This window comes from Pseudomonas sp. PGPR N4 (assembly GCF_059693665.1).
This window is the reverse complement of record NZ_JCAUKV010000001.1, coordinates 415,730-434,008: the sequence shown is the minus strand read 5'-3', so window position 1 is coordinate 434,008 and position 18,279 is coordinate 415,730. Positions and strand designations below refer to the sequence as shown.

General features: G+C 63.3%; 14 protein-coding genes. 6 read left to right on the top strand and 8 right to left on the bottom strand.

Annotated elements, in window-relative coordinates; all coding sequences use genetic code 11:
• From AC58X1_RS01870 to AC58X1_RS01845, 6 genes are read right to left on the bottom strand one after another with little or no spacing between them, the layout of a single operon-like run.
• The gene (locus AC58X1_RS01870) at positions 1-1,056 is read right to left on the bottom strand and encodes an NADP(H)-dependent aldo-keto reductase (protein WP_497428188.1); all 1,056 of its coding nucleotides are present in this window, start codon (positions 1,054-1,056) and stop codon (positions 1-3) included.
• 39 nt (positions 1,057-1,095) lie between these two features.
• The gene (locus AC58X1_RS01865; RefSeq protein WP_150571931.1) at positions 1,096-2,451 is read right to left on the bottom strand and encodes an LLM class flavin-dependent oxidoreductase; all 1,356 of its coding nucleotides are present in this window, start codon (positions 2,449-2,451) and stop codon (positions 1,096-1,098) included.
• Positions 2,452-2,465: 14 nt separating this feature from the next.
• Complete coding sequence (locus AC58X1_RS01860) at positions 2,466-3,722, bottom strand: acyl-CoA dehydrogenase family protein (RefSeq protein WP_497428187.1); 1,257 nt, start codon at positions 3,720-3,722, stop codon at positions 2,466-2,468.
• 19 nt (positions 3,723-3,741) lie between these two features.
• Entirely contained in the window at positions 3,742-4,674 is a 933-nt protein-coding gene (locus AC58X1_RS01855; RefSeq protein ID WP_150571929.1) for an ABC transporter permease, read from the bottom strand.
• The gene (locus AC58X1_RS01850) at positions 4,671-6,392 is read right to left on the bottom strand and encodes an ABC transporter substrate-binding protein (protein WP_497428186.1); all 1,722 of its coding nucleotides are present in this window, start codon (positions 6,390-6,392) and stop codon (positions 4,671-4,673) included. The genes AC58X1_RS01855 and AC58X1_RS01850 overlap by 4 nt, the downstream gene beginning before the upstream one ends.
• Positions 6,392-8,491, bottom strand: a complete 2,100-nt coding sequence (locus AC58X1_RS01845; protein ID WP_497428185.1) for a TonB-dependent receptor family protein — start codon at positions 8,489-8,491, stop codon at positions 6,392-6,394. Before AC58X1_RS01845 ends, AC58X1_RS01850 begins: the two co-directional genes overlap by 1 nt.
• A gap of 479 nt (positions 8,492-8,970) precedes the next feature.
• Between AC58X1_RS01845 and AC58X1_RS01840 the strand changes: the two genes are divergently transcribed.
• Positions 8,971-11,085: a TonB-dependent receptor family protein gene (locus AC58X1_RS01840; RefSeq protein ID WP_101318959.1), complete on the top strand. Its 2,115-nt coding sequence runs from the start codon at positions 8,971-8,973 to the stop codon at positions 11,083-11,085.
• Between the two features lie 45 nt (positions 11,086-11,130).
• Here the strand turns inward: AC58X1_RS01840 and AC58X1_RS01835 are convergent, their stop codons facing one another.
• Positions 11,131-11,760, bottom strand: coding sequence for a glutathione S-transferase family protein (locus tag AC58X1_RS01835; protein WP_497428184.1), 630 nt, complete (start codon positions 11,758-11,760; stop codon positions 11,131-11,133).
• 167 nt (positions 11,761-11,927) lie between these two features.
• Here AC58X1_RS01835 and AC58X1_RS01830 point away from each other — a divergent pair, with 167 nt between their 5' ends.
• Both AC58X1_RS01830 and AC58X1_RS01825 read left to right on the top strand, forming a co-directional pair.
• Positions 11,928-12,230: a DUF2388 domain-containing protein gene (locus tag AC58X1_RS01830; RefSeq protein ID WP_101318955.1), complete on the top strand. Its 303-nt coding sequence runs from the start codon at positions 11,928-11,930 to the stop codon at positions 12,228-12,230.
• Between the two features lie 192 nt (positions 12,231-12,422).
• Positions 12,423-13,439: a zinc-binding alcohol dehydrogenase family protein gene (locus AC58X1_RS01825; RefSeq protein WP_497428183.1), complete on the top strand. Its 1,017-nt coding sequence runs from the start codon at positions 12,423-12,425 to the stop codon at positions 13,437-13,439.
• Between the two features lie 28 nt (positions 13,440-13,467).
• Here the strand turns inward: AC58X1_RS01825 and AC58X1_RS01820 are convergent, their stop codons facing one another.
• Positions 13,468-14,367 carry a LysR family transcriptional regulator gene (locus AC58X1_RS01820; RefSeq protein ID WP_150569629.1) on the bottom strand — a complete coding sequence of 300 codons (900 nt, stop codon included), beginning with the start codon at positions 14,365-14,367 and terminating at the stop codon, positions 13,468-13,470.
• 102 nt (positions 14,368-14,469) lie between these two features.
• Between AC58X1_RS01820 and AC58X1_RS01815 the strand changes: the two genes are divergently transcribed.
• The 3 genes from AC58X1_RS01815 to glcE are packed head-to-tail and all read left to right on the top strand — an operon-like array spanning position 14,470 to position 18,278.
• Positions 14,470-15,702, top strand: a complete 1,233-nt coding sequence (locus AC58X1_RS01815; protein WP_497428182.1) for a M20/M25/M40 family metallo-hydrolase — start codon at positions 14,470-14,472, stop codon at positions 15,700-15,702.
• Between the two features lie 24 nt (positions 15,703-15,726).
• Positions 15,727-17,226: a glycolate oxidase subunit GlcD gene (gene glcD / locus AC58X1_RS01810; protein ID WP_150569411.1), complete on the top strand. Its 1,500-nt coding sequence runs from the start codon at positions 15,727-15,729 to the stop codon at positions 17,224-17,226.
• Positions 17,226-18,278, top strand: a complete 1,053-nt coding sequence (gene glcE / locus AC58X1_RS01805) for a glycolate oxidase subunit GlcE (RefSeq protein WP_497428181.1) — start codon at positions 17,226-17,228, stop codon at positions 18,276-18,278. The genes glcD and glcE overlap by 1 nt, the downstream gene beginning before the upstream one ends.
• The last annotated feature ends 1 nt before the right edge of the window (position 18,279 follow it).

Genomic DNA, 18,279 nt, shown 5'->3' with positions numbered 1-18,279 from the left:
TCAAGGCGCCGGATTTGGCGTACGCCGATGCACAGCCTGAATCTCGGCCAGCAGTTCGTCATCCAGTTGCAGCTCCAGCGCACCGAGGTTGTCGTGCAACTGCGCCAGGCTGGTCTGGCCAGTAATGGCACTGGCTACGAACGGCTGACGGATGACGAAGGCCAGCGCCAGCTGCGCTGGGCTCAAACCTCGCTTGGCGGCGATCTGCACATAGCTGGCGATGGCGCTGTTGGCTTCACTGCTGTCGTAGCGGTTGAAGGTGCGGTACACCGACGACAGGCGAGCGCCTTCGGGGCGTGCGCCATCGAGGTATTTGCCGGTCAGCGTGCCGAACGCCAGCGGTGAATACGCCAGCAAGCTCACGCCGTCACGGTGGCTGAACTCCGACAAGCCGTTCTCATACAGGCGGTTGAGCAAGCTGTACGGGTTCTGGATGCTGGCAATGCGCGGCAAATCGCGTTGTTCGCTGTGCCGCAGGAACTGCGCCACGCCCCACGGCGTTTCGTTGGAAACGCCGATATGGCGGACCTTGCCGGCTTTGACCTGTTCGTCGAGCACCGCCAGGGTTTCAGCGATTGCAGCGCTGTCCGGGTGGTCATCCACGTAGGGGTATTCACGCGCGCCGAAGAAGTTGGTGGTGCGGTCCGGCCAGTGCAACTGATACAGGTCCAGATAGTCGGTGCGCAGGCGTTTGAGACTGCCATCCAGCGCGGCAACGATATTGCGCCGATCATGGTGCGAGAGGCCGTCACGAATGTGCGTCTGCCCTGCAGGATCACGCGACGGCCCGGCAATCTTGCTTGCCAGCACCAGTTTGTCGCGGTTACCGCTTGCAGCAAGCCAACTGCCGATGAAGCGCTCCGTGGTGGTCCAGGTTTCGGCCCGGGTCGGCGTTGGGTACATCTCGGCGGTATCGATCAGATTGATCCCGGCGGCGACGGCGGCGTCCAGTTGCTGGTGGGCATCCTGCTCGGTGTTCTGGTGGCCCCAGGTCATCGAGCCAAGGCTGAGCAGGCTGACGTTGAGGTCGGTATGGCCCAGGCGGCGATACTGCATGATGTGATCCTTTTCGATAAATGACTGAAGGCGATGGTCTCAGGCCAGCCGCGCGAGGCCCGCGCTGCTGGCCTGGGTGTACTGGTTGACCGCCTTGGGCAAGCCGAGGTGATCGCGCAAGGTGCGGCCCTGGTATTCGCGGCGGAACAAACCACGCTTCTGCAGTAGCGGAACTACCTCTTCGACGAACACCTGCGCGCCTGACGGGAACATGTCCGGCATGATGTTGAAGCCGTCGCCGGCGCCAGCCAGGAACCATTCGGCCAAGGTGTCGGCAACCTGCTCGGGCGTGCCGACGGCCAACCGGTGGCCCACCAGAATCCGCCGCGACAGCTGGCGGATGGTCAGGTTCTCGCGCCGGGCCAGGTTCAGTTGCGCCTCGAGAAACCCATGCGAGCCGCGCTCGAAGTCCGCTACAGCGCCGATTTGCGCCCAGGGCAGCGGCGCGTCCGGGTCCAGTTCGCGGGCATCAATGCCGATCCGCCCGGCCACCTGCTGCAGCAAGCCGTGCTCACCGTGCCAGGCGTTGAGCTGGTCGAAGCGCGCGTGGGCCTCGGCCTCGGTGCTGCCGATTACCGTCGACAGCCCGGGCATGATCTTCAAATGCTGCGGGTCGCGGCCCCAGGCTTGGGCGCGTTGTTTCATCTCGCGATAAAAGGCCAGGCCGTCGGGCAAGGTGGTCTGGGTGGTGAAGATCGCATCGGCGTAACGTGAGCCAAGCGCTTTGCCGCCTTCGGACGAACCGGCCTGGACCAGCACTGGCCGGCCTTGCGGCGAGCGTGGCAGGTTGAGCGGGCCTTTGACCTGGAAGTGCTCGCCTTTGAAGTCCACCGTGTGCACTTTGCTCGGGTCGGCAAAGCGGCCTGTGGCGCGGTCGCCGATGATCGCGTCGTCCTCCCAGCTATCCCACAGCTTGAGGGTTACATCGACGAACTCCTCGGCACGGCCATAGCGGTCGACATGCAGCGGCGCGCCGCTGAGGCCGAAGTTTTGCGCGGCGGCATCGCCAGCGTTGGTGACCACGTTCCAGGCGGCACGGCCGCCGCTGATGTGATCCAGCGAGGCGATGCGCCGGGCCAGGTTGAACGGCTCGTTGTAGGTACTGGAACAGGTGGCGATGACGCCAATATGTTCGGTGGCCGCCGCCACGGCGGTAAGCAGCAGGGTCGGCTCCAGGCGCCCGCCCGGTTGGCTGGCGACATCCGCTGGCAATGCCGGGCCATCGGCGAGAAAGATCGCGTCAAGGCAGCCACGTTCGGAGATGCGCGCGATGTTGCGGTAATAGTCGACGTCGATATAGGCATTCAGCGCAGCCTCGCCCTGACGCCAGGCGCCGGAGTGTGAGCCAAAGCCGAGAATGTTCATGCCCAGGCTCATCTGTTTTGCTTGCGTCATGGGGTTGCTCCTGTTCAGACAGCGCTGGCTTCATCGAAGGTAGGCTGCACGTCACTGGCTGCCGACTGTTTGGCCCGCCAGGCGGCAGCCGGGCTGATGCCGTTGAGGTAGTAGTTGCCCAGCGCCTGCTCGCGATAGATCGCTGGATTGTGCGATGCCAGGGTGCGCGCGTTGCGCCAGTGGCGGTCGAGCCGACGCTGGTTGCTGGTGGCCGAAGCGCCGCCGACTTCGAACAGCAAGCTGGTCGCCTCAAGTACTTGCGGCAAAACGATCTGTTGCGCCTGGAAGGCGTGCACTTCGGCATCGGTGTAGAGCTGCTCCGGCACCGCGCCGAGCTGGCCGGCTGCAGATGCAGCCTGCAGGCTCTGGGCAACCGCGCCAACCTGCGCCTCGGCACTGAAGGCCAGGCTCGACAGGCGCCCGACCACTTGCTGCACCAGTGGGTCGTCAGCCGGTCGCGACTGGCCGGGCAAGCCGAACGCGCGGGTGCGGCCCTGTACAAAGCCCACGGCATCCGCCAGGACAGCCCGGGCGATGCCTGCCAGGGTGGCCAGGTGAACGGCCTGGTAGAACGCCGTCAGGTACGATTCGGCGCGCAGTTCGCGCTTGGCAAAACGACGCAGAATGTGCCGTTCGGGGACGGCAACCTGGTTGAAGCGGGTGGTGCCGCTGCCGGTCAGGCGCTGGCCAAAGCCGTCCCAGTCATCGACCACTTCAACCCCGGCCGCGCGGGTCGGCACCGCCAGGCTGACGAAGTCGTCGCCATGGTTGGCCACGGCTGCAACCCAGTCCGCGTAGAGCGTGCCGGTGCAGTAATACTTTTCGCCATCGAGGCGATAGCCGCCCTCCCCACTGTCGCTCAATTGCACCGTGTTGCTGGTGCTGTCAGTGCGCTCGGCCATGGCCGCACCCCACAGCTCACCGGCGGCAACGCGGGCAAACCAGTACTGCTGCGAATCAGCATCGGCTGCCGACAGGCGACCTTCGACGAAGCCAAAGTGCGCGCGAAAGATCTGCGGCAGATTCGAATCAGCCTGCCCCAGGCGCACCAGCTGGCGCAGCAACTGCGGCAGCGAGGCGCCCAGCCCGCCGTGGACGTGCGGGACCCTGAGCGCGCCAAACCCCGCTGCGCGCAACCAGGCCACTGGCTCATGGGCCAGGGCTCGTTGCTGCTCGCGTTCAACAGCACCGGTAGCGATGCGGGTGTAGATCGGGCCGAACCGCGCGTCCAGTTCGGCATCGGTGATTGCAGTGTTCGATGGGTGACTCATGACGGTTCCTTTCACGGATTCAATGATGGGCAGTGCGCGGGTCAATGGCCTGGGTCAACAGGTCCACCAGCAGATTGACCAGCACGTAGATGGCAGCAGCCAGCAAGGTCACGCCGAGCACCAGCGGCACGTCCTTGTTGGCAGTCGCGTCGAGCATCAAGCGGCCGATGCCCTGGCGGCCGAACAGCAGCTCGAGCACCACCGCCCCGCCGAGCAGGCTGGCGAATACATATCCGGCCAGCGTCACCAACGGCACCAGCGCGTGACGCAAGGCATGGCGCAGGCGCACGCCGGTATCGGACATGCCGCGGGCGCGTGCCTGAGTGATGAAGGGTTGCTCGAGCACCTGTTCCAGTGACTGGCGCAGCACCTGCGCCAGCAGCGCAGCGATGGGCAGACCCAGCGCCAGACTGGGCAGCAGCAGCGACCGCCAGCCGGCCGAGCCGGACGGCGGCAGCAAGTGGAAATAGAAACTGAAGGCCAGCAGCAGCACCGTCCCGATGACGAAATTGGGTACCGCCGAGAGCACCAGCTCGACCCCCGATACCAGCGCCCGCAAGCGCCGTCCGCGGTTGGCGGTGAGCAGCGCCGACGCCAGAGCCAGCACTACCGCCAGCAACGCTGCAGTGCTGGCCAGGGCCAAGGTCGCACCGAGTTGCTCGCCGATCGCCTGCACCACCGGGATACGCAAGCGGTACGACTCGCCAAGATCACCCTGAGCAAGGCGTCCCAGGTAGCTCAGGTACTGCCGCCACAGCGGCTGATCAAGGCCGTACTCGGCGCGCACCTGGGCCAGCAGCTCGGCGCTGGGCATTGCATCCGGGCCGCCGACAATCGCCAGCGCGGTATCACCGCCACTGTGCTGCATGCCCAGAAAAGTCAGGCTGGCCGCCGCCCACAGCACAATCACACCATCGCGCAGGCGGCGCAGTACCGTCGCCACTAACTTCATGGTTGCTCCTTGGCCAGCCACACGCTGGTGAACAGAGGGACATTGTGCGAGCCGTCGAACAGCACGCCGGCGACGGCCTTGCGGTAGGCCAGCAGCATCTGGCTTTCTACCGACGGCACTGCCGGCACGGTCTCGCCGAGCCGTTGCTGGGCCAGCCGATAGAGCTCGCGACGCCGCTGCGGGTCGGTGCTGCGGCGCGCCTCGCCCAGGTATTGGTCCAGTTGCGCATCACGAAAATGGCCAACGTTCTGACCAATCAAACGCGCGCTGGGAATGGCATTGCTGTGGTAGAGGATGTACAGGCCGTCAGCCGTATTGGTGTGCCAGTAGCCGCCACCGATGGCATCGAACTCACCGGCGTAGCGCAGCTGCATGACCCGCGTCAGCGGCAGTACTTCGATGGCCATGGCAAAGCCGATCTTGCGCAAATCGGCTTGTACCGCCACTGCAACGTTGGCCGGAAAAGCCGGGTTGTCATAGGTGAGCAAGGTCGCTTGCAGGCGCTGGCCGTTGCGCATGCGTACGCCATCGGCAGCGCGCTCGGTCCAGCCGGCCGCATCCAGCAGGCGATTGGCTGCGGCCGGGTCGAACGCCAGTGCGTCCTGCGCAACCGGGTCGTAGCCTGGGGTATTCACGGCGAGATAGTCGCCCTTGGCGAGAAATTCGCCAAAGCCCGATATCCATGCCAGGCCGTCGCGGTCGATGGCTTTGGCCATGGCCTGGCGCACCCGCACATCGTCAAACGGCACCCGCTCGACATTGAAGGTGATGCTGCGCGCTGGGTTGCCTTTGCGGATCCGGCTGCGCAGGGTCAATTGCGGGTTGGCGCGGATCGCAGCGGCGTTCTGCGGCGGTGCGTCGAGGGCCATGTCGCTGTCGCCGGCTTCCAGTGCGGTGTAGCGGATCATCGCCTCGGGCACATAGCTCAGTTCGAGCCGATCCAGATAAGCCTCGCCCTGATGTTTGATGGCCGCCGGCGACCAATCATAGCCAGCGCGACGGCTGAACACCGCGCCTTGGTCGCGCACATAGCTGTCGAGCACGAACGGCCCGCTGCCGATCGGCCGGGTCGCGATGCTACGAGGCGCCTCCAGGATCTGCTTCGGCGAAATCATGCCCAGCCATGCCTGCGAGAGCACGTCGAGGAACGGTGCGTAAGGCTCGCGCAGGGTCGCCTCGAAGGTGAACTCGTCGATCACCCGGCCCTTGAGGTAAGGCGCAATATAAGCGGCCGCCAGTGGAGATTTGGTCGCCGGGTCACGCATGTGCTCAAGGTTCAGCCGCACCGTCTCGGCATCGAACCGCGCGCCGTCGCTGAAGGTGACGTCATCGCGCAGGTGAAAGGTATAGGTCAGGCCATCGGCACTGATATCCCAGCCTTTCGCCAACCAGGGCGTCAGCGTGCCGTCTTCGGCCTGATAGACCAGGCAATCGAACAGGATCCGCCCCAACCACTGCATGTTGCCGTGGGACAAGCCGTGGATGTCGAAGCTGCCCGAATCGGTGGCGGCAGACACGCGCAAGGTGCCACCGCGCAGGCCCTCACGCTGCTCGACAAAATCACTCGCCGGGTAGCGCATGATACCGTTGACGGCCGTCACCGCCTCGCCTTTGAGGCTGCTTGCCGTGTGCGGCGGTGCAGGTGGCGAGCAGCCGCCGAACAGCAGCGCGCTGGCCAGCAGCATCGGCGTCAGCACGTGCCTTTGGGCAGCCGCCATCAGAAGCGCACCGCTACGCCGGTGGTGACTGAGAACGCATCACCCGGATAAAAATTGGCAGAGTCGCGACCGTTGGCGTTGTAGGCGGTGTTGGCCGCACTGGCGTAGCGCTGGTCGGTGAGGTTGCGCAGGTCAGCAAACACTTCCCACTTGCGGCTCGGCGCCTGGAAGCCGACCTTGGCCCCCCACAGCAGGTACGACGGCGCCTGCCAGGTGTTGGCGTAATCGATGTAATAGCTGGAGGCTGCGCGCAGGTTGAGCGAGGCGTAGAAACCGCTGGCCTGGCGGTAGGCCAGTTCAGCCTGGTACACCTGGCGCGGCAGGCTTGGCAGTTCGTTGCCGCCGAAGGTGTCGTCGTCGCGGTACTTGAAGTCGTTGAGGGTGTAAGCCTGGCGCAGGTCGAGGGTGTCGCCGCTGGCACCGGTCCAGAGCAGCGCATTGAGGCCGGCTTCGATGCCTTGGTGAATCGTCGGGCTGGCGTTCGAGGTCGCCGTCAGTTGGTCCTGGGTGGCGCTGGCCTGGCGCACCACCACAGTCAGCAGCTCATCCTGCACCCACGAGCGGTACAGGGTCAGGCTGCCATCGAAGATGCCATGACTGCCGCGCACACCGACTTCGAAGGTGGTGGCTTTCTGTGGCCGCACATCATAGAGAAACGGGTTGCCAGTACTGCCCAACTGCCAGGTCACCGGCGGGTCGATGCTGCGGCTGACATTGCCAAACAGCTGGAATTCGGGGTTGATCTGATAGCGCAGGCCGAGCCGCGGCGCCAGGTCATTTTCGACATATTCAACGCGGGTCGGCAGGTTGCTGGGGTTGGCCGTGGTCAGCGTGGTGCCTTCGATCTCGGCCTTGCGGCGGATATTGACGAACGACAAGCCCGAGGACAGCCACAGCGCATCGGTCAATTGCAGCTCGTTGCCGAACGTCAGCACCGTGTCCCGCGAGCCGGTGTAGTTGGTCTCCTGGATTTTCGCGCCGGTACTGCGATTGTGCGACTTGACGTCAGCCAGCGAAGCCCGGGTGTTGCTGAAGATGATGCTGCTGTCGCTGGGCAGGCCGAACAGGCGATCGCCGGTACGGAAATAGCGCAGGGTCAGGTTGATGTCCTTGGAGCGCCAGTCCTGCGGCGTGGGTGAGTAGCGCCAGCCGTTGAGCAAGGGGTAGTTGTTGTATGAAGCGCCGACTTCGAGTTTGTTGCCATCATCGAAGGTGTAGGTGGTCTTGTTGCCGATGAAGGTGGTGCCGTCCTTGCGCCGCCCGGTCGGGGCGCTATTGCTGCGCGGGTCGTGCTTGAGCTGTTGGCGGGTCAGCGTGTTGCCGTTGGTGAGTTGCTCCTCGCGGTATTTGACGAACAGCCGGGTTTCCAGCTTGGGGCTGAACACATGACCGAAGTTGGCCGCCAGGCCGCGGCCTTCGTTGTTGGCCTGGTCCTGGTAGCCGTCGCGCTCGTTGTGCAGCACGTTGATGTAATAGTCGCTGTCGCCGACTACGCCACCGGTGCTCAGCTGTTGCTTGCGGTAACCGTAGCTGCCCACCTCGAAGCGGGCGTAATTACCCGGGTCGGTGCGCCCGGTCTTGCTGACGAAATTGATCGCGCCGCCCAGCGACAGCGCTGCGTACTCAGAGGCGTTGCCGCCGTACAGGACCTCGGTGTGGTCGATGCCCTGCATGTCGAGGAAGTCTTCCTGGGTGCCGCCGGGACCGGTGATCGGCAGGCCGTCGAAAAGAAACTTGGTGCCCAGCACGTAGCCTTGATAGAAGGTATTGAGCCCGGAACCGCGGATCGAAATCTTGTTCGCGGCGGTGCCGCTGGTGCCTTGGGCGAACACCCCCGGCTGCAGGGCGAGGACGTCTTCGGCATTGGCAGCACGGCCCTGCTCGACCTGACGGTTGTCGATCACTGCAGTATTGCCGGCAACCTTCTGCAGGCGCTTCTGATCCTTCTGAGCGCCACTGGCTGCGGCGCCGGTGACGGTAACTGTGCCGAGAGTGGACTCCCCGGCAGCAAATACCGAGGGGCTGAGCAGCGCCATCAGCACTGCCACACTGGCGGCGTTGCCTAGCGGGTGACCGGTAAGTCGAACTTTCGCACGCAATGCTGATACTCCCTTTATATATATCACCGCCGCACCTCGCTGTTTCGAGGGCCACCGTTGAATGGTTGTAAAGTGAGTACTGCAGGTGTCGTGCCAGCTATTAAAGTACCTGTTTACTGGCCTTCAGGCGCCTTGCCTAGTTGTGCTCCAGCACAAACTGTTGCCGCTCTGTTGCTCAGCCAACAGTTGCCCGTATCTTTCCAATAAGCGCTCAAGCACGGCCATCAGAGCAGTTTCGCAAAGACCACATCACTCCTTGATTCGAGTAATTAACATATAACCTTGAGTGTTTGAATGCCGACAGCCGAGCAACAATTAAGGTGCTTTTCACTCACGCATCGAAGACTGAATGACGGCGCGCCCCGCCCCGCAGTGTCTTTCCCAAGCTGGCATAAAACCTGCTCTGCAATTTGTGACAGGCCTGACTATGCCCATAGAACGCCGAGGCAACTAACTAATGAACTTCAAGGATTACCCCAATGCCCGTGCTGCAACCCAATCAACTGCGTGTGGCTGTCCGCCACGCCACCCTGGCCACAGCCCTTAGCGCCACCCTGGCCAGCCCACTGTATGCTGCAGAGACCGAACGGACCCTGGGTACCGTCACCGTCCAAGGGGCAAAGCAGACTGCTGCGCAAGCGGCCAGTAGCCAACTGGCAGAGGTCCCTGGTGGCACCAGCGTGGTCGACAGCGAAGAAGTCGCCAAAGGCCGCACCGGCAACCTGCAGGACACCCTTGGCTATCAGCCGGGGGTATTCGTGCAGTCCACCGGCGGCAACGATGCAGCCAAGATCTCCATTCGAGGCTCGGGCGCAAACACCTCGCCGGGCTACTTTCGGGAAGGCATCAAGTTTCTCTTCGATGGCCTGCCGCTGACCGGTCCGGGCGGTACGCCGTATGAGTTCCTCAACGCCGCAGGGGTCAACTACACCGAGATTTTGCGCGGCGCCAACGCCTTCCAGTATGGTGCCTTGACCCTCGGCGGCGCGGTCAACTTCGTCAATCATAGTGGCTATACCGCGCCCGGCCTGCGTTTGCGTGGCGAGGCCGGCAGCTACGGTTACCAGAAGCAGAGCATCAGTTATGGCGGGGTCGAGGGCGACCTGGATTACTACCTGCAAGCCGACAACTACCGCAACGACGGCTACCGCGACTACAGCCTGTCGCGCAGTTCAGGCATCGTTGCCAATGCCGGCTACCGCTTCAGCCCCAAACTTGAAACGCGGGTATTGCTGCGTTACCGCGACGAATTCCACAATGACCCAAGCGCGACGACCCTCGCCGCGGCCAAGCACAACCCACGCCGGGCCAGTGCGACCGCCGAAAGCAGCGGTGCCGGTGCGCGCCGCCCCGGCAGCATCTGGCTGGGCAGCAAGACCACCTACACCTTCGACGACGATGCCCGGCTGACCGTCGGGTTGTCCTACCACGACTACCGCCACACCAATAACCCGCGCAGCCCGACCAACCCCAGCTATTGGGACTGGCACGACCTCGGTCTGCTGCTCGGCTATGACCGCATCGACACCTTGTTCGGCCATGAAAGCCGCAGCAGCATTGCCTTCACCTCAACCCAACACCTGCGCGGCGGGGTCAATTCGGCCAATGACGACAAGGTCAGCTTGAAGAAAGTCGACTATCAGGATTCGTTCGACCGGGTGATCGCCTTGGGCAATGATCTCAACCTGGTCGATGGCCTGTGGCTGACCAGCGGTGTGTCGTTCGTCAACGTGCGACGCAAGGCCGACATCGACTACGCGGTGAACCCCAACCGCACCGACTTCCCGCAGCATGTCGACTACGACAACTGGAGCGTCGCCCCGCGGGTCGGTTTGCGCTATGAGTTCAGCCCCAACCTGCAGGTATTCACCAACCTCAGCCGCAGTATCGACCCGCCGGCATCCTGGGAATACTCAGGCTCCGGCCCGACCCTGCCGTACATTCGCCCGCTGGTGGAACAGAAAGGCAACACCTTCGAAGTCGGCATCAAAGGCTCGCACGGGATCTTCGACGGCAGCCTGGCGCTGTACCGCTCGTGGATTCATAACGAGTTGCTCAACGTGCAGATCATCCCGGCCAGCAATGGCGCGGCGGCGGTCACCGGCGCATTCAATGCCACGCCGACCATTCACCAGGGCATCGAAGCAGGCCTGAACACCCGCCTGTGGGAAAACCCACAAGGCGATCAGGTGCGCCTGCGCCAGGTTTACACCCTGAACGACTTCTACTACCGCAACGACGATACCTTCGGCGACAACCAGCTACCTGGCATCCCCAAGCATGTCTATCAAGGCGAGTTGCAATACCAGCACCACAGCGGCTGGTACAGCGGCGTCAACGTGCAGTCAGCATCGCGCACGGCAGTGGACTACGCCAACACGCTGTATGCGCCTTCGTACACGATCTGGGGCGCGAAAGTGGGTTACGAGGCGCCCAAGGGCAATTGGAAAGTCTCGCTGGACGTGAAAAACCTGGCCAACAAAGCTTATGTTTCGGCCATTACCCCCGTCTACAACGCGCGCGGGCAGGATTCGGCGTCGTTCTGGCCGGGCGACGGCATCGGCGCCTATGTTGGGCTCGAGCTGCGCTACTGACGGCAAACCGGCGTTGCCCCGCGCAAGCGGAGCAACGCCGACGCCTCAGAGGTTCGAGGCGCGCGGCATCAGCTCATAGGGCAACTTGAAGCCGGGCATGGCCTTGATCCGCTGTTTCCAGGCTTCGATATGAGGGAAATCACTCAGCTGCATGCCGGTATCTTCAGGCATGTACACGTAGCCGGCCAGCGATAGGTCAGCGATGGTCAAGCGCCCGCCGACCATATAGGGCGTGCTGCTCAGGTGCTGGTCGACCACGCAATAGGCCGCTTTTGCCCGATCGCGGAAGAACGTCGTGACTTCGGTTTCACCGGTCTTTTTCAAACCGTAGAGAAAACGCAGGGTCGCGTAATAGCTGGTGAATTTGTGGTTATCGAACAACATCCAGCGCCAGATCTCGCGGCGCTCGTCTTCACTGTGCCAGTCAAACTTGCCCGTCTGCTCGGCCAGGTACTCGAGAATCAGCGCAGACTGGGTCAAAGTTTTGCCGTTGTGTTCAAGCACTGGCACTTCGCCCTGCTGATTGACCTGGCTGCGCCAGTCTTCATCTCGGGTCTGGCCATTGAAGAAGTCGACCGGCACCGCTTGCCAATCGCAACCGGTCAATTCAAGCATCAGCGCAACCTTGTAGGCATTGCCGGATTCACCAAAGCAGTGCAGCGTGTATTCAGACATGGTCGACCTTCAGCTTGGGTTGAATGAGACAGCTCGCCCAGCAGTAGAGCATGGCTCGGGTACGTCGACCACTGCGCGCGCGCAGCCAATTGAACTAGTTTCAGTCATTGCCGCTCTTATTATCATGCAGACATTCCCCTAGGCTTCACCCTTCTGGAGGTTTCGCCATGCGTCGTTTGATTGTTGTTTCTTCGCTGTTGGTTCTGCTGCCTGTTGGCTCGGCAATGGCCCGTGTCGATGGCCGTGATATCGCTACTTCGGCGGGTGTATCCGCTTCCCTGTACTCGACCTTCAAGGATGACAAGCGGATCATCCCGGCGCGTGACGAGCTGTCGGCATTCGTAGCCAGCGGCGGTGCCATCCGTGGCGCTTACGTTGAATCGGCGCTGGAGCAGGCGCGTCAAAGCAACCCTGGCCTGCAGGTCAGTGACGAAGAGCTGGCTCAGGCGATCCTGTCGCAAGACAACTGATCGCTGCTGTATGCGACAAACACTGGACCACGTCTACGCCCCGCGTAACGTGGTCTTTTGCTGTGCGGCTTTGATAATCATCCGTCATTTTCAATAAATCGACGAAACAGTCTCGGCACGCCACGCCTTGGTGCCCTCACTGCCAGCCGCTATGGTTGCTGCACTTCTTCACAACCCAGCGGAACAGCCTCCATGAAAGCCATTGTCTTTACCCAGCACGGCCTGCCGATCAGCGATCCTGCGGCATTGTTCGACACCGAGCTTGAGCAGCCCACCCCTGGGCCCCGCGATCTGCTGGTCGAAGTGCAGGCCATCTCGGTCAACCCGGTCGATACCAAGGTCCGCGCCGGCAGCGGCAGCACCGCGCAGCCGAAAGTACTCGGTTGGGACGCCGTGGGTATCGTCCGGGAGGTCGGCAGCGACGTCAGCTTGTTCCAGCCAGGCGATGAGGTCTTCTACGCCGGCGCCATCGACCGACCCGGCAGCTACAGCCAGTTTCACTTGGTGGATGAGCGCATTGTCGGGCACAAACCGCGCAGCCTCGACGCCGCCAGTGCCGCAGCGCTGCCGCTGACGTCGATCACCGCCTGGGAGCTGTTGTTCGACCGCCTGGGCGTTGCCGAAGGTGGCGGCCAGGGGCAGACCCTGCTGATCGTCGGTGCTGGCGGTGGGGTGGGCTCAATCCTTACCCAACTGGCCCGCAAACTGACCGACCTGACCGTGATCGGCACTGCCTCACGCGCCGAAACCCAGCGATGGGTCAAGGACCTGGGCGCGCATCATGTGGTCGATCACAGCCAGCCGCTGCCCGCACAGATTGCTCAGATCGGCGATGGCCAGGTCGATAAGGTCATCAGCCTGACCCACACCGACCGCCACTTCGCTCAGCTGATCGAAGTCCTGCGTCCACAAGGTCGGCTGGCGCTGATCGACGACCCGGCAACCCTTGACGTCGTGCCGCTCAAGCGCAAATCGTTGTCGCTGCACTGGGAGCTGATGTTCACCCGCTCGCTGTACCAGACCGCCGACATGATCAAGCAGCACCAATTGCTGGATCGAGTTGCGGCACTGGTTGACGAAGGAGTGTTACGCACCACCTTGGGTGAGCACTTCGGTGCGATCAATGCACAGAACCTGCGCCGGGCTCACGCCCTGATCGAGAGCGGCAAGGCCAAGGGCAAGATCGTCCTTGAAGGATTCGACGCCTAGGCTTGCTCAGCCAGCGGCTGTACCTGGATCAATCGCCCAGGGCCTGCAGCCGCTGTAACAGGAATGCGCGCAATTGCTGCACCACCGGCGTCAATGACTGCCGGTGGGCACACACCAGGTGCAACGGCGTCGGCTGCCCCCAGGCCCGCGGGAACAGCTCGACCAGGCGCCCGGCCTCGAGGTCGGCGCGCACATCCAGCTGCGACTTGAACACCACACCCAGCCCCGCCACCGCCCAGCGCCGCACCACATCGGCATCATCACTGGTGCGATCGCCGGCGACCATCACCGCCTTGACGCCGTGCTCGGTATGAAAGCTCCAGCGTTCATGAGTCAGGTCGCCCATCATGTAGCGCAGGCAGTTGTGCTGGGTGAGATCTTCTGGGGTGCGCGGCGCACCATGCCGGGCGATGTAGGCAGGTGCTGCGCAGAGGATGCGCCGGTTGTTCGCCGCCAGCGGCAGCGCCACCAGGCTGGAGTCGGCCAACTGCCCATAACGAATCCCCGCATCCAGTCGGTCACTGAAAAAGTCCGCAACCTGGTCGCTCAGCCTTAGCTGCAGTTCGATCCGTGGGTGCGCCGCCTGAAACTCATCCAGCCACGGCAACAGCAGGTTACGGCCCAGATCGGAAGGCATCGACAGGCGCAGCGCCCCGGCAATTTCCTCGCGCCCGTCAGCCAGTGCCAACTCACCCTCGCTGAGTGCTTCCAGCACCTGACGGGCATGCGGCAGGTAGCGCTGGCCATCGTCGGACAGGCGCAGTTTGCGCGTCGAGCGCACGAACAAACGGATACCCAGGCTGCGCTCCAGGCGCTGCACCGCACCGCTGGCCAAGGCCGGGGAAATATCCAGTTGCCGCGCCGCCGCCGAGAAGCTGCCGGCCTCGACGGTGGTGACGAATACCTGCAGATCGTCCATGCGCACCAGTTTCTTGATCAACCGCCAATCCTCACCTATTCAAGCCAAAGCCTTGCCGTAGAGCGCTGAGGGTCTAGGCTGACAGTTCAAGCCAATAAAAAGAGACCACCAATGCCGATGCCCCGCCCACCCTTTGCCGCCGCCCTCGCCCTGTGCCTGGCCTGCTCCCAGGCCATTGCCGCCGAACCGACCCCACAGGACCTGCTCAAGCAAGCCCAAGCCGAGCAAGCACATTACCTCGACACCCTCAAAAGCCTGGTCTCGGTCGACACCGGTACCGGCACCGAAGCAGGCCTTAGCCAGGTCAGCGCGGAACTGGTCAAGCGCCTCAAGGCGCTAGGTGCCCAGGTTGAAACCCATCCCGCCACACCTTCTGTTGGCGACAACATCGTCGGTACCTTCAAGGGCACCGGCAGCAAAGACTTCATGCTGATGGTCCACTACGACACCGTGTTCGGCCCCGGCACGGTGGCCAAGCGGCCGTTTCGTATCGAAGGCAAACGCGCCTACGGCCCCGGTGTTGCCGATGCCAAAGGCGGCGTGGCGATGATCCTGCACGCGCTCAAGCTGCTGCAGGACCAGCAATTCAAAGGCTACCGGACCCTCACAATACTGTTCAATCCAGATGAAGAAATGGGCTCCGCCGGCTCCAAAAAGATCATCGCCGAGCTGGCCCGCAAGCATGATTACGTATTCTCCTACGAGCCGCCAGACAAGGACGCCGTCACTGTCGCCACCAACGGTATCAACCGCCTCAAACTCGAAGTCAAAGGCCGCTCCTCGCACGCTGGTTCTGCACCTGAAGAAGGCCGCAACGCACTGACTGAATTGTCCCATCAGATCCTCCAGTTGAAGGACCTGGGCGATGCCAACAAAGGCACCACGGTCAACTGGACCCTGGCAAAAGCCGGCGAAAAGGCCAACATCATTCCTGCCCTGGCCACGGCCGAAGCCGACATGCGCTATTCGGACTTGAGCGAAAGCGATCGCGTCGCGGCCGATGCCAAACGCATCGCACAAAAGCAGCTGATCGCCGACACCCAGACCAGCGTCACCCTCGAGAAAGGCCGCCCACCCCTGGCGCGCAATGAAGGCTCAAGCGCCCTGGCCACAACCGCCGGCCAGCTGTATGGCCAGATCGACCGCACGCTTGAGCCGATTGCGATGCGCTTTGGCACCGACGCCGGGTATGCCTACGTGCCGGGCAGCGCGAAGCCTGCAGTGCTGGAAACCATGGGTGTGGTCGGTGCTGGGCTGCATGGCGATGACGAGTACATCGAGCTGGCCAGTGTCGCACCGCGCTTGTACCTGACGGTGGCGATGATCAGGAAGCTGGCGCAGTAAGCCTTGCAGTCGTGAGGGAGCGTGATGAACATTCTCTACGATGAACGCGTCGATGGCCGGCTGCCGGCCATCGACCAGGCCGAGGTGCTGGGGGCGCTGCGCAGCGCCCTGCCCGACCTGGAGATTCTGCACCGCAGCGAGGACCTCAAGCCGTATGAGTGCGATGGCCTCTCGGTCTATCGCACCCTGCCGTTGCTGGTGGTACTGCCAGTGCGGCTGGAGCAGGTGCAGACGCTGCTCAGGATTTGCCACCAGCGCGGGGTGCCGGTGGTTGCGCGCGGCGCAGGCACTGGTTTGTCCGGCGGCGCCTTGCCGTTGAGCAAGGGCATCCTGCTGGTGATGGCGCGCTTCAACCAGATCCTTGAGGTCAACCCGCAGGGGCGTTATGCCAGGGTGCAACCTGGCGTGCGCAACCTGGCCATCTCTCAGGCCGCAGCGCCGTACGGCCTCTACTACGCACCTGATCCGTCGTCGCAGATCGCCTGTTCGATTGGCGGCAACGTGGCTGAAAACGCCGGCGGTGTGCATTGCCTGAAATACGGCCTTACCGTGCACAACCTGCTCAAAGTCGACATCCTCACCATCGAAGGCGAGCACCTGAGTCTGGGCAGTGATGCTCTGGACAGCCCAGGCTTTGACTTGCTGGCGCTGTTTACCGGCTCCGAAGGCATGCTCGGCATTGTCACCGAAGTCACCGTCAAATTGCTGGCCAAGCCGCAGGTGGCGCGGGTGCTGTTGGCCAGCTTCAACAGCGTCGAGGACGCTGGCCGCGCGGTTGCCGAAATCATCGGCGCGGGGGTCATCCCCGCGGGCCTGGAGATGATGGACAACCTCGCTATCCGCGCCGCTGAAGACTTCATCCATGCCGGCTACCCGGTGGACGCAGCGGCGATCCTGCTGTGTGAACTGGATGGCGTCGAAGCCGATGTAACGGCGGACTGCGCGCGGGTGCAGGCCGTGCTGGAGCAGGCTGGGGCGAGCCAGGTGCAACTGGCCTGCGACGAGGCGCAGCGGGTGCGTTTCTGGGCCGGGCGCAAGAACGCCTTCCCTGCCGTGGGGCGGATTTCAGCGGACTACTACTGCATGGACGGCACGATTCCCCGCCGCCAGCTGGCGCGGGTGCTCAGTGCGATCGCTGAGTTGTCCGCCGAATATGGGTTGCGCGTGGCCAATGTGTTTCATGCCGGCGATGGCAATATGCACCCGCTGATCCTGTTTGACGCCAATGTGCCGGGCGAGCTGGAGCGGGCTGAAGCCATCGGCGGCAAGATCCTCGAGCTGTGCGTGGCGGTGGGTGGCAGCATTACCGGCGAGCATGGTGTCGGCCGGGAAAAGATCAATCAGATGTGCGCGCAGTTCAACAGCGACGAAATCACCCTGTTTCACGCGGTCAAGGCAGCGTTTGACTCGCGGGGGCTGCTGAACCCCGGCAAGAACATTCCGACCCTGCAGCGCTGCGCCGAATTTGGCGCCCTGCATGTACACCATGGCCAACTGCCCTTCCCTGACCTGGAGCGTTTCTGATGAGCCTTGCCGGTGATCTGAGCCAGGACCTGCTTGATCAGGTCAAGCAGGCGCTGGCTGCAAATACGCCACTGCGCATCCAGGGTAGCAACAGCAAGGCCATGCTCGGCAACCACGTTGCAGGCGAGCTCATCGACACCCGCGGCCATAGCGGCATCGTCAGCTACGACCCTGCCGAGCTGGTCCTGACCGCGCGCGCCGGGACGCCACTGGCTGAAATCGAAGCCGCATTGGCTGAAGCTGGGCAAATGCTGCCCTGGGAACCGCCGCATCTGGGGCCGGCAGCAACAGTGGGCGGCACGGTTGCGGCGGGGCTTTCCGGCCCACGCAGGCCCTGGGCGGGGGCGGTGCGCGACCATGTTCTCGGCAGCCGCGTCATCACCGGCCACGGCAAGTTGCTGCGGTTCGGCGGCGAAGTGATGAAGAACGTTGCCGGCTACGACCTGTCACGCCTGCTCACCGGCAGCTTCGGCTGCCTTGGGCTGCTCAGCGAAGTCTCGCTCAAAGTGCTGCCGCGACCGCGCCAATGCCTCAGCCTGCGCTTGCATATGCCTGCGCATCTGGCACTAAGTGCACTCGCTGAATGGGGTCAACAGCCGCTGCCGATCAGCGCAGCCTGCCATGACGGCGAGGTACTCTGCCTGCGCCTGGAGGGTGGCGAAGGGTCGGTACAGTCGGCATTTCAGCGCCTCGGCGGCGAGCTGATCGACAGCCGCTTCTGGGACGATCTGCGCGAGCAGCGGCTGGCATTTTTTGCCGATTCGCAGCCGCTCTGGCGCCTGTCGCTGCCAATTGCCTCAGGCCCCACCGGCCTGCCTGGGCGCGAGCTGATCGACTGGAGCGGCGCCCAGCGCTGGCTGAAGTCCACAGCACCCGCTGCGCAGATCCGCAGCCAGGCCGCTGCCCTCGGAGGGCACGCCACGGCCTATTCAGCGGTTGCTGACAGCTTTACCCCATTGCCCGCAGCGCTGCTGCGCTACCACCGAGCACTCAAACAGCAGCTCGACCCCCAGGGCATCTTCAATCCCGGGCGTATGTATGCAGACTTGTGAG

Bases quoted from the DNA above. Each gene is read 5' to 3' on its own strand.
- AC58X1_RS01825 (WP_497428183.1), top strand. From the start codon at position 12,423: ATGAAAGCCATTGTCTTTACCCAGCACGGCCTGCCGATCAGCGATCCT.
- AC58X1_RS01860 (WP_497428187.1), bottom strand. From the start codon at position 3,722: ATGAGTCACCCATCGAACACTGCAATCACCGATGCCGAACTGGACGCG.
- glcE (WP_497428181.1), top strand. From the start codon at position 17,226: ATGAGCCTTGCCGGTGATCTGAGCCAGGACCTGCTTGATCAGGTCAAG.
- AC58X1_RS01835 (WP_497428184.1), bottom strand. From the start codon at position 11,760: ATGTCTGAATACACGCTGCACTGCTTTGGTGAATCCGGCAATGCCTAC.
- AC58X1_RS01830 (WP_101318955.1), top strand. From the start codon at position 11,928: ATGCGTCGTTTGATTGTTGTTTCTTCGCTGTTGGTTCTGCTGCCTGTT.
- AC58X1_RS01815 (WP_497428182.1), top strand. From the start codon at position 14,470: ATGCCGATGCCCCGCCCACCCTTTGCCGCCGCCCTCGCCCTGTGCCTG.
- AC58X1_RS01840 (WP_101318959.1), top strand. From the start codon at position 8,971: ATGCCCGTGCTGCAACCCAATCAACTGCGTGTGGCTGTCCGCCACGCC.
- AC58X1_RS01870 (WP_497428188.1), bottom strand. From the start codon at position 1,056: ATGCAGTATCGCCGCCTGGGCCATACCGACCTCAACGTCAGCCTGCTC.
- AC58X1_RS01865 (WP_150571931.1), bottom strand. From the start codon at position 2,451: ATGACGCAAGCAAAACAGATGAGCCTGGGCATGAACATTCTCGGCTTT.
- AC58X1_RS01855 (WP_150571929.1), bottom strand. From the start codon at position 4,674: ATGAAGTTAGTGGCGACGGTACTGCGCCGCCTGCGCGATGGTGTGATT.
- AC58X1_RS01850 (WP_497428186.1), bottom strand. From the start codon at position 6,392: ATGGCGGCTGCCCAAAGGCACGTGCTGACGCCGATGCTGCTGGCCAGC.
- glcD (WP_150569411.1), top strand. From the start codon at position 15,727: ATGAACATTCTCTACGATGAACGCGTCGATGGCCGGCTGCCGGCCATC.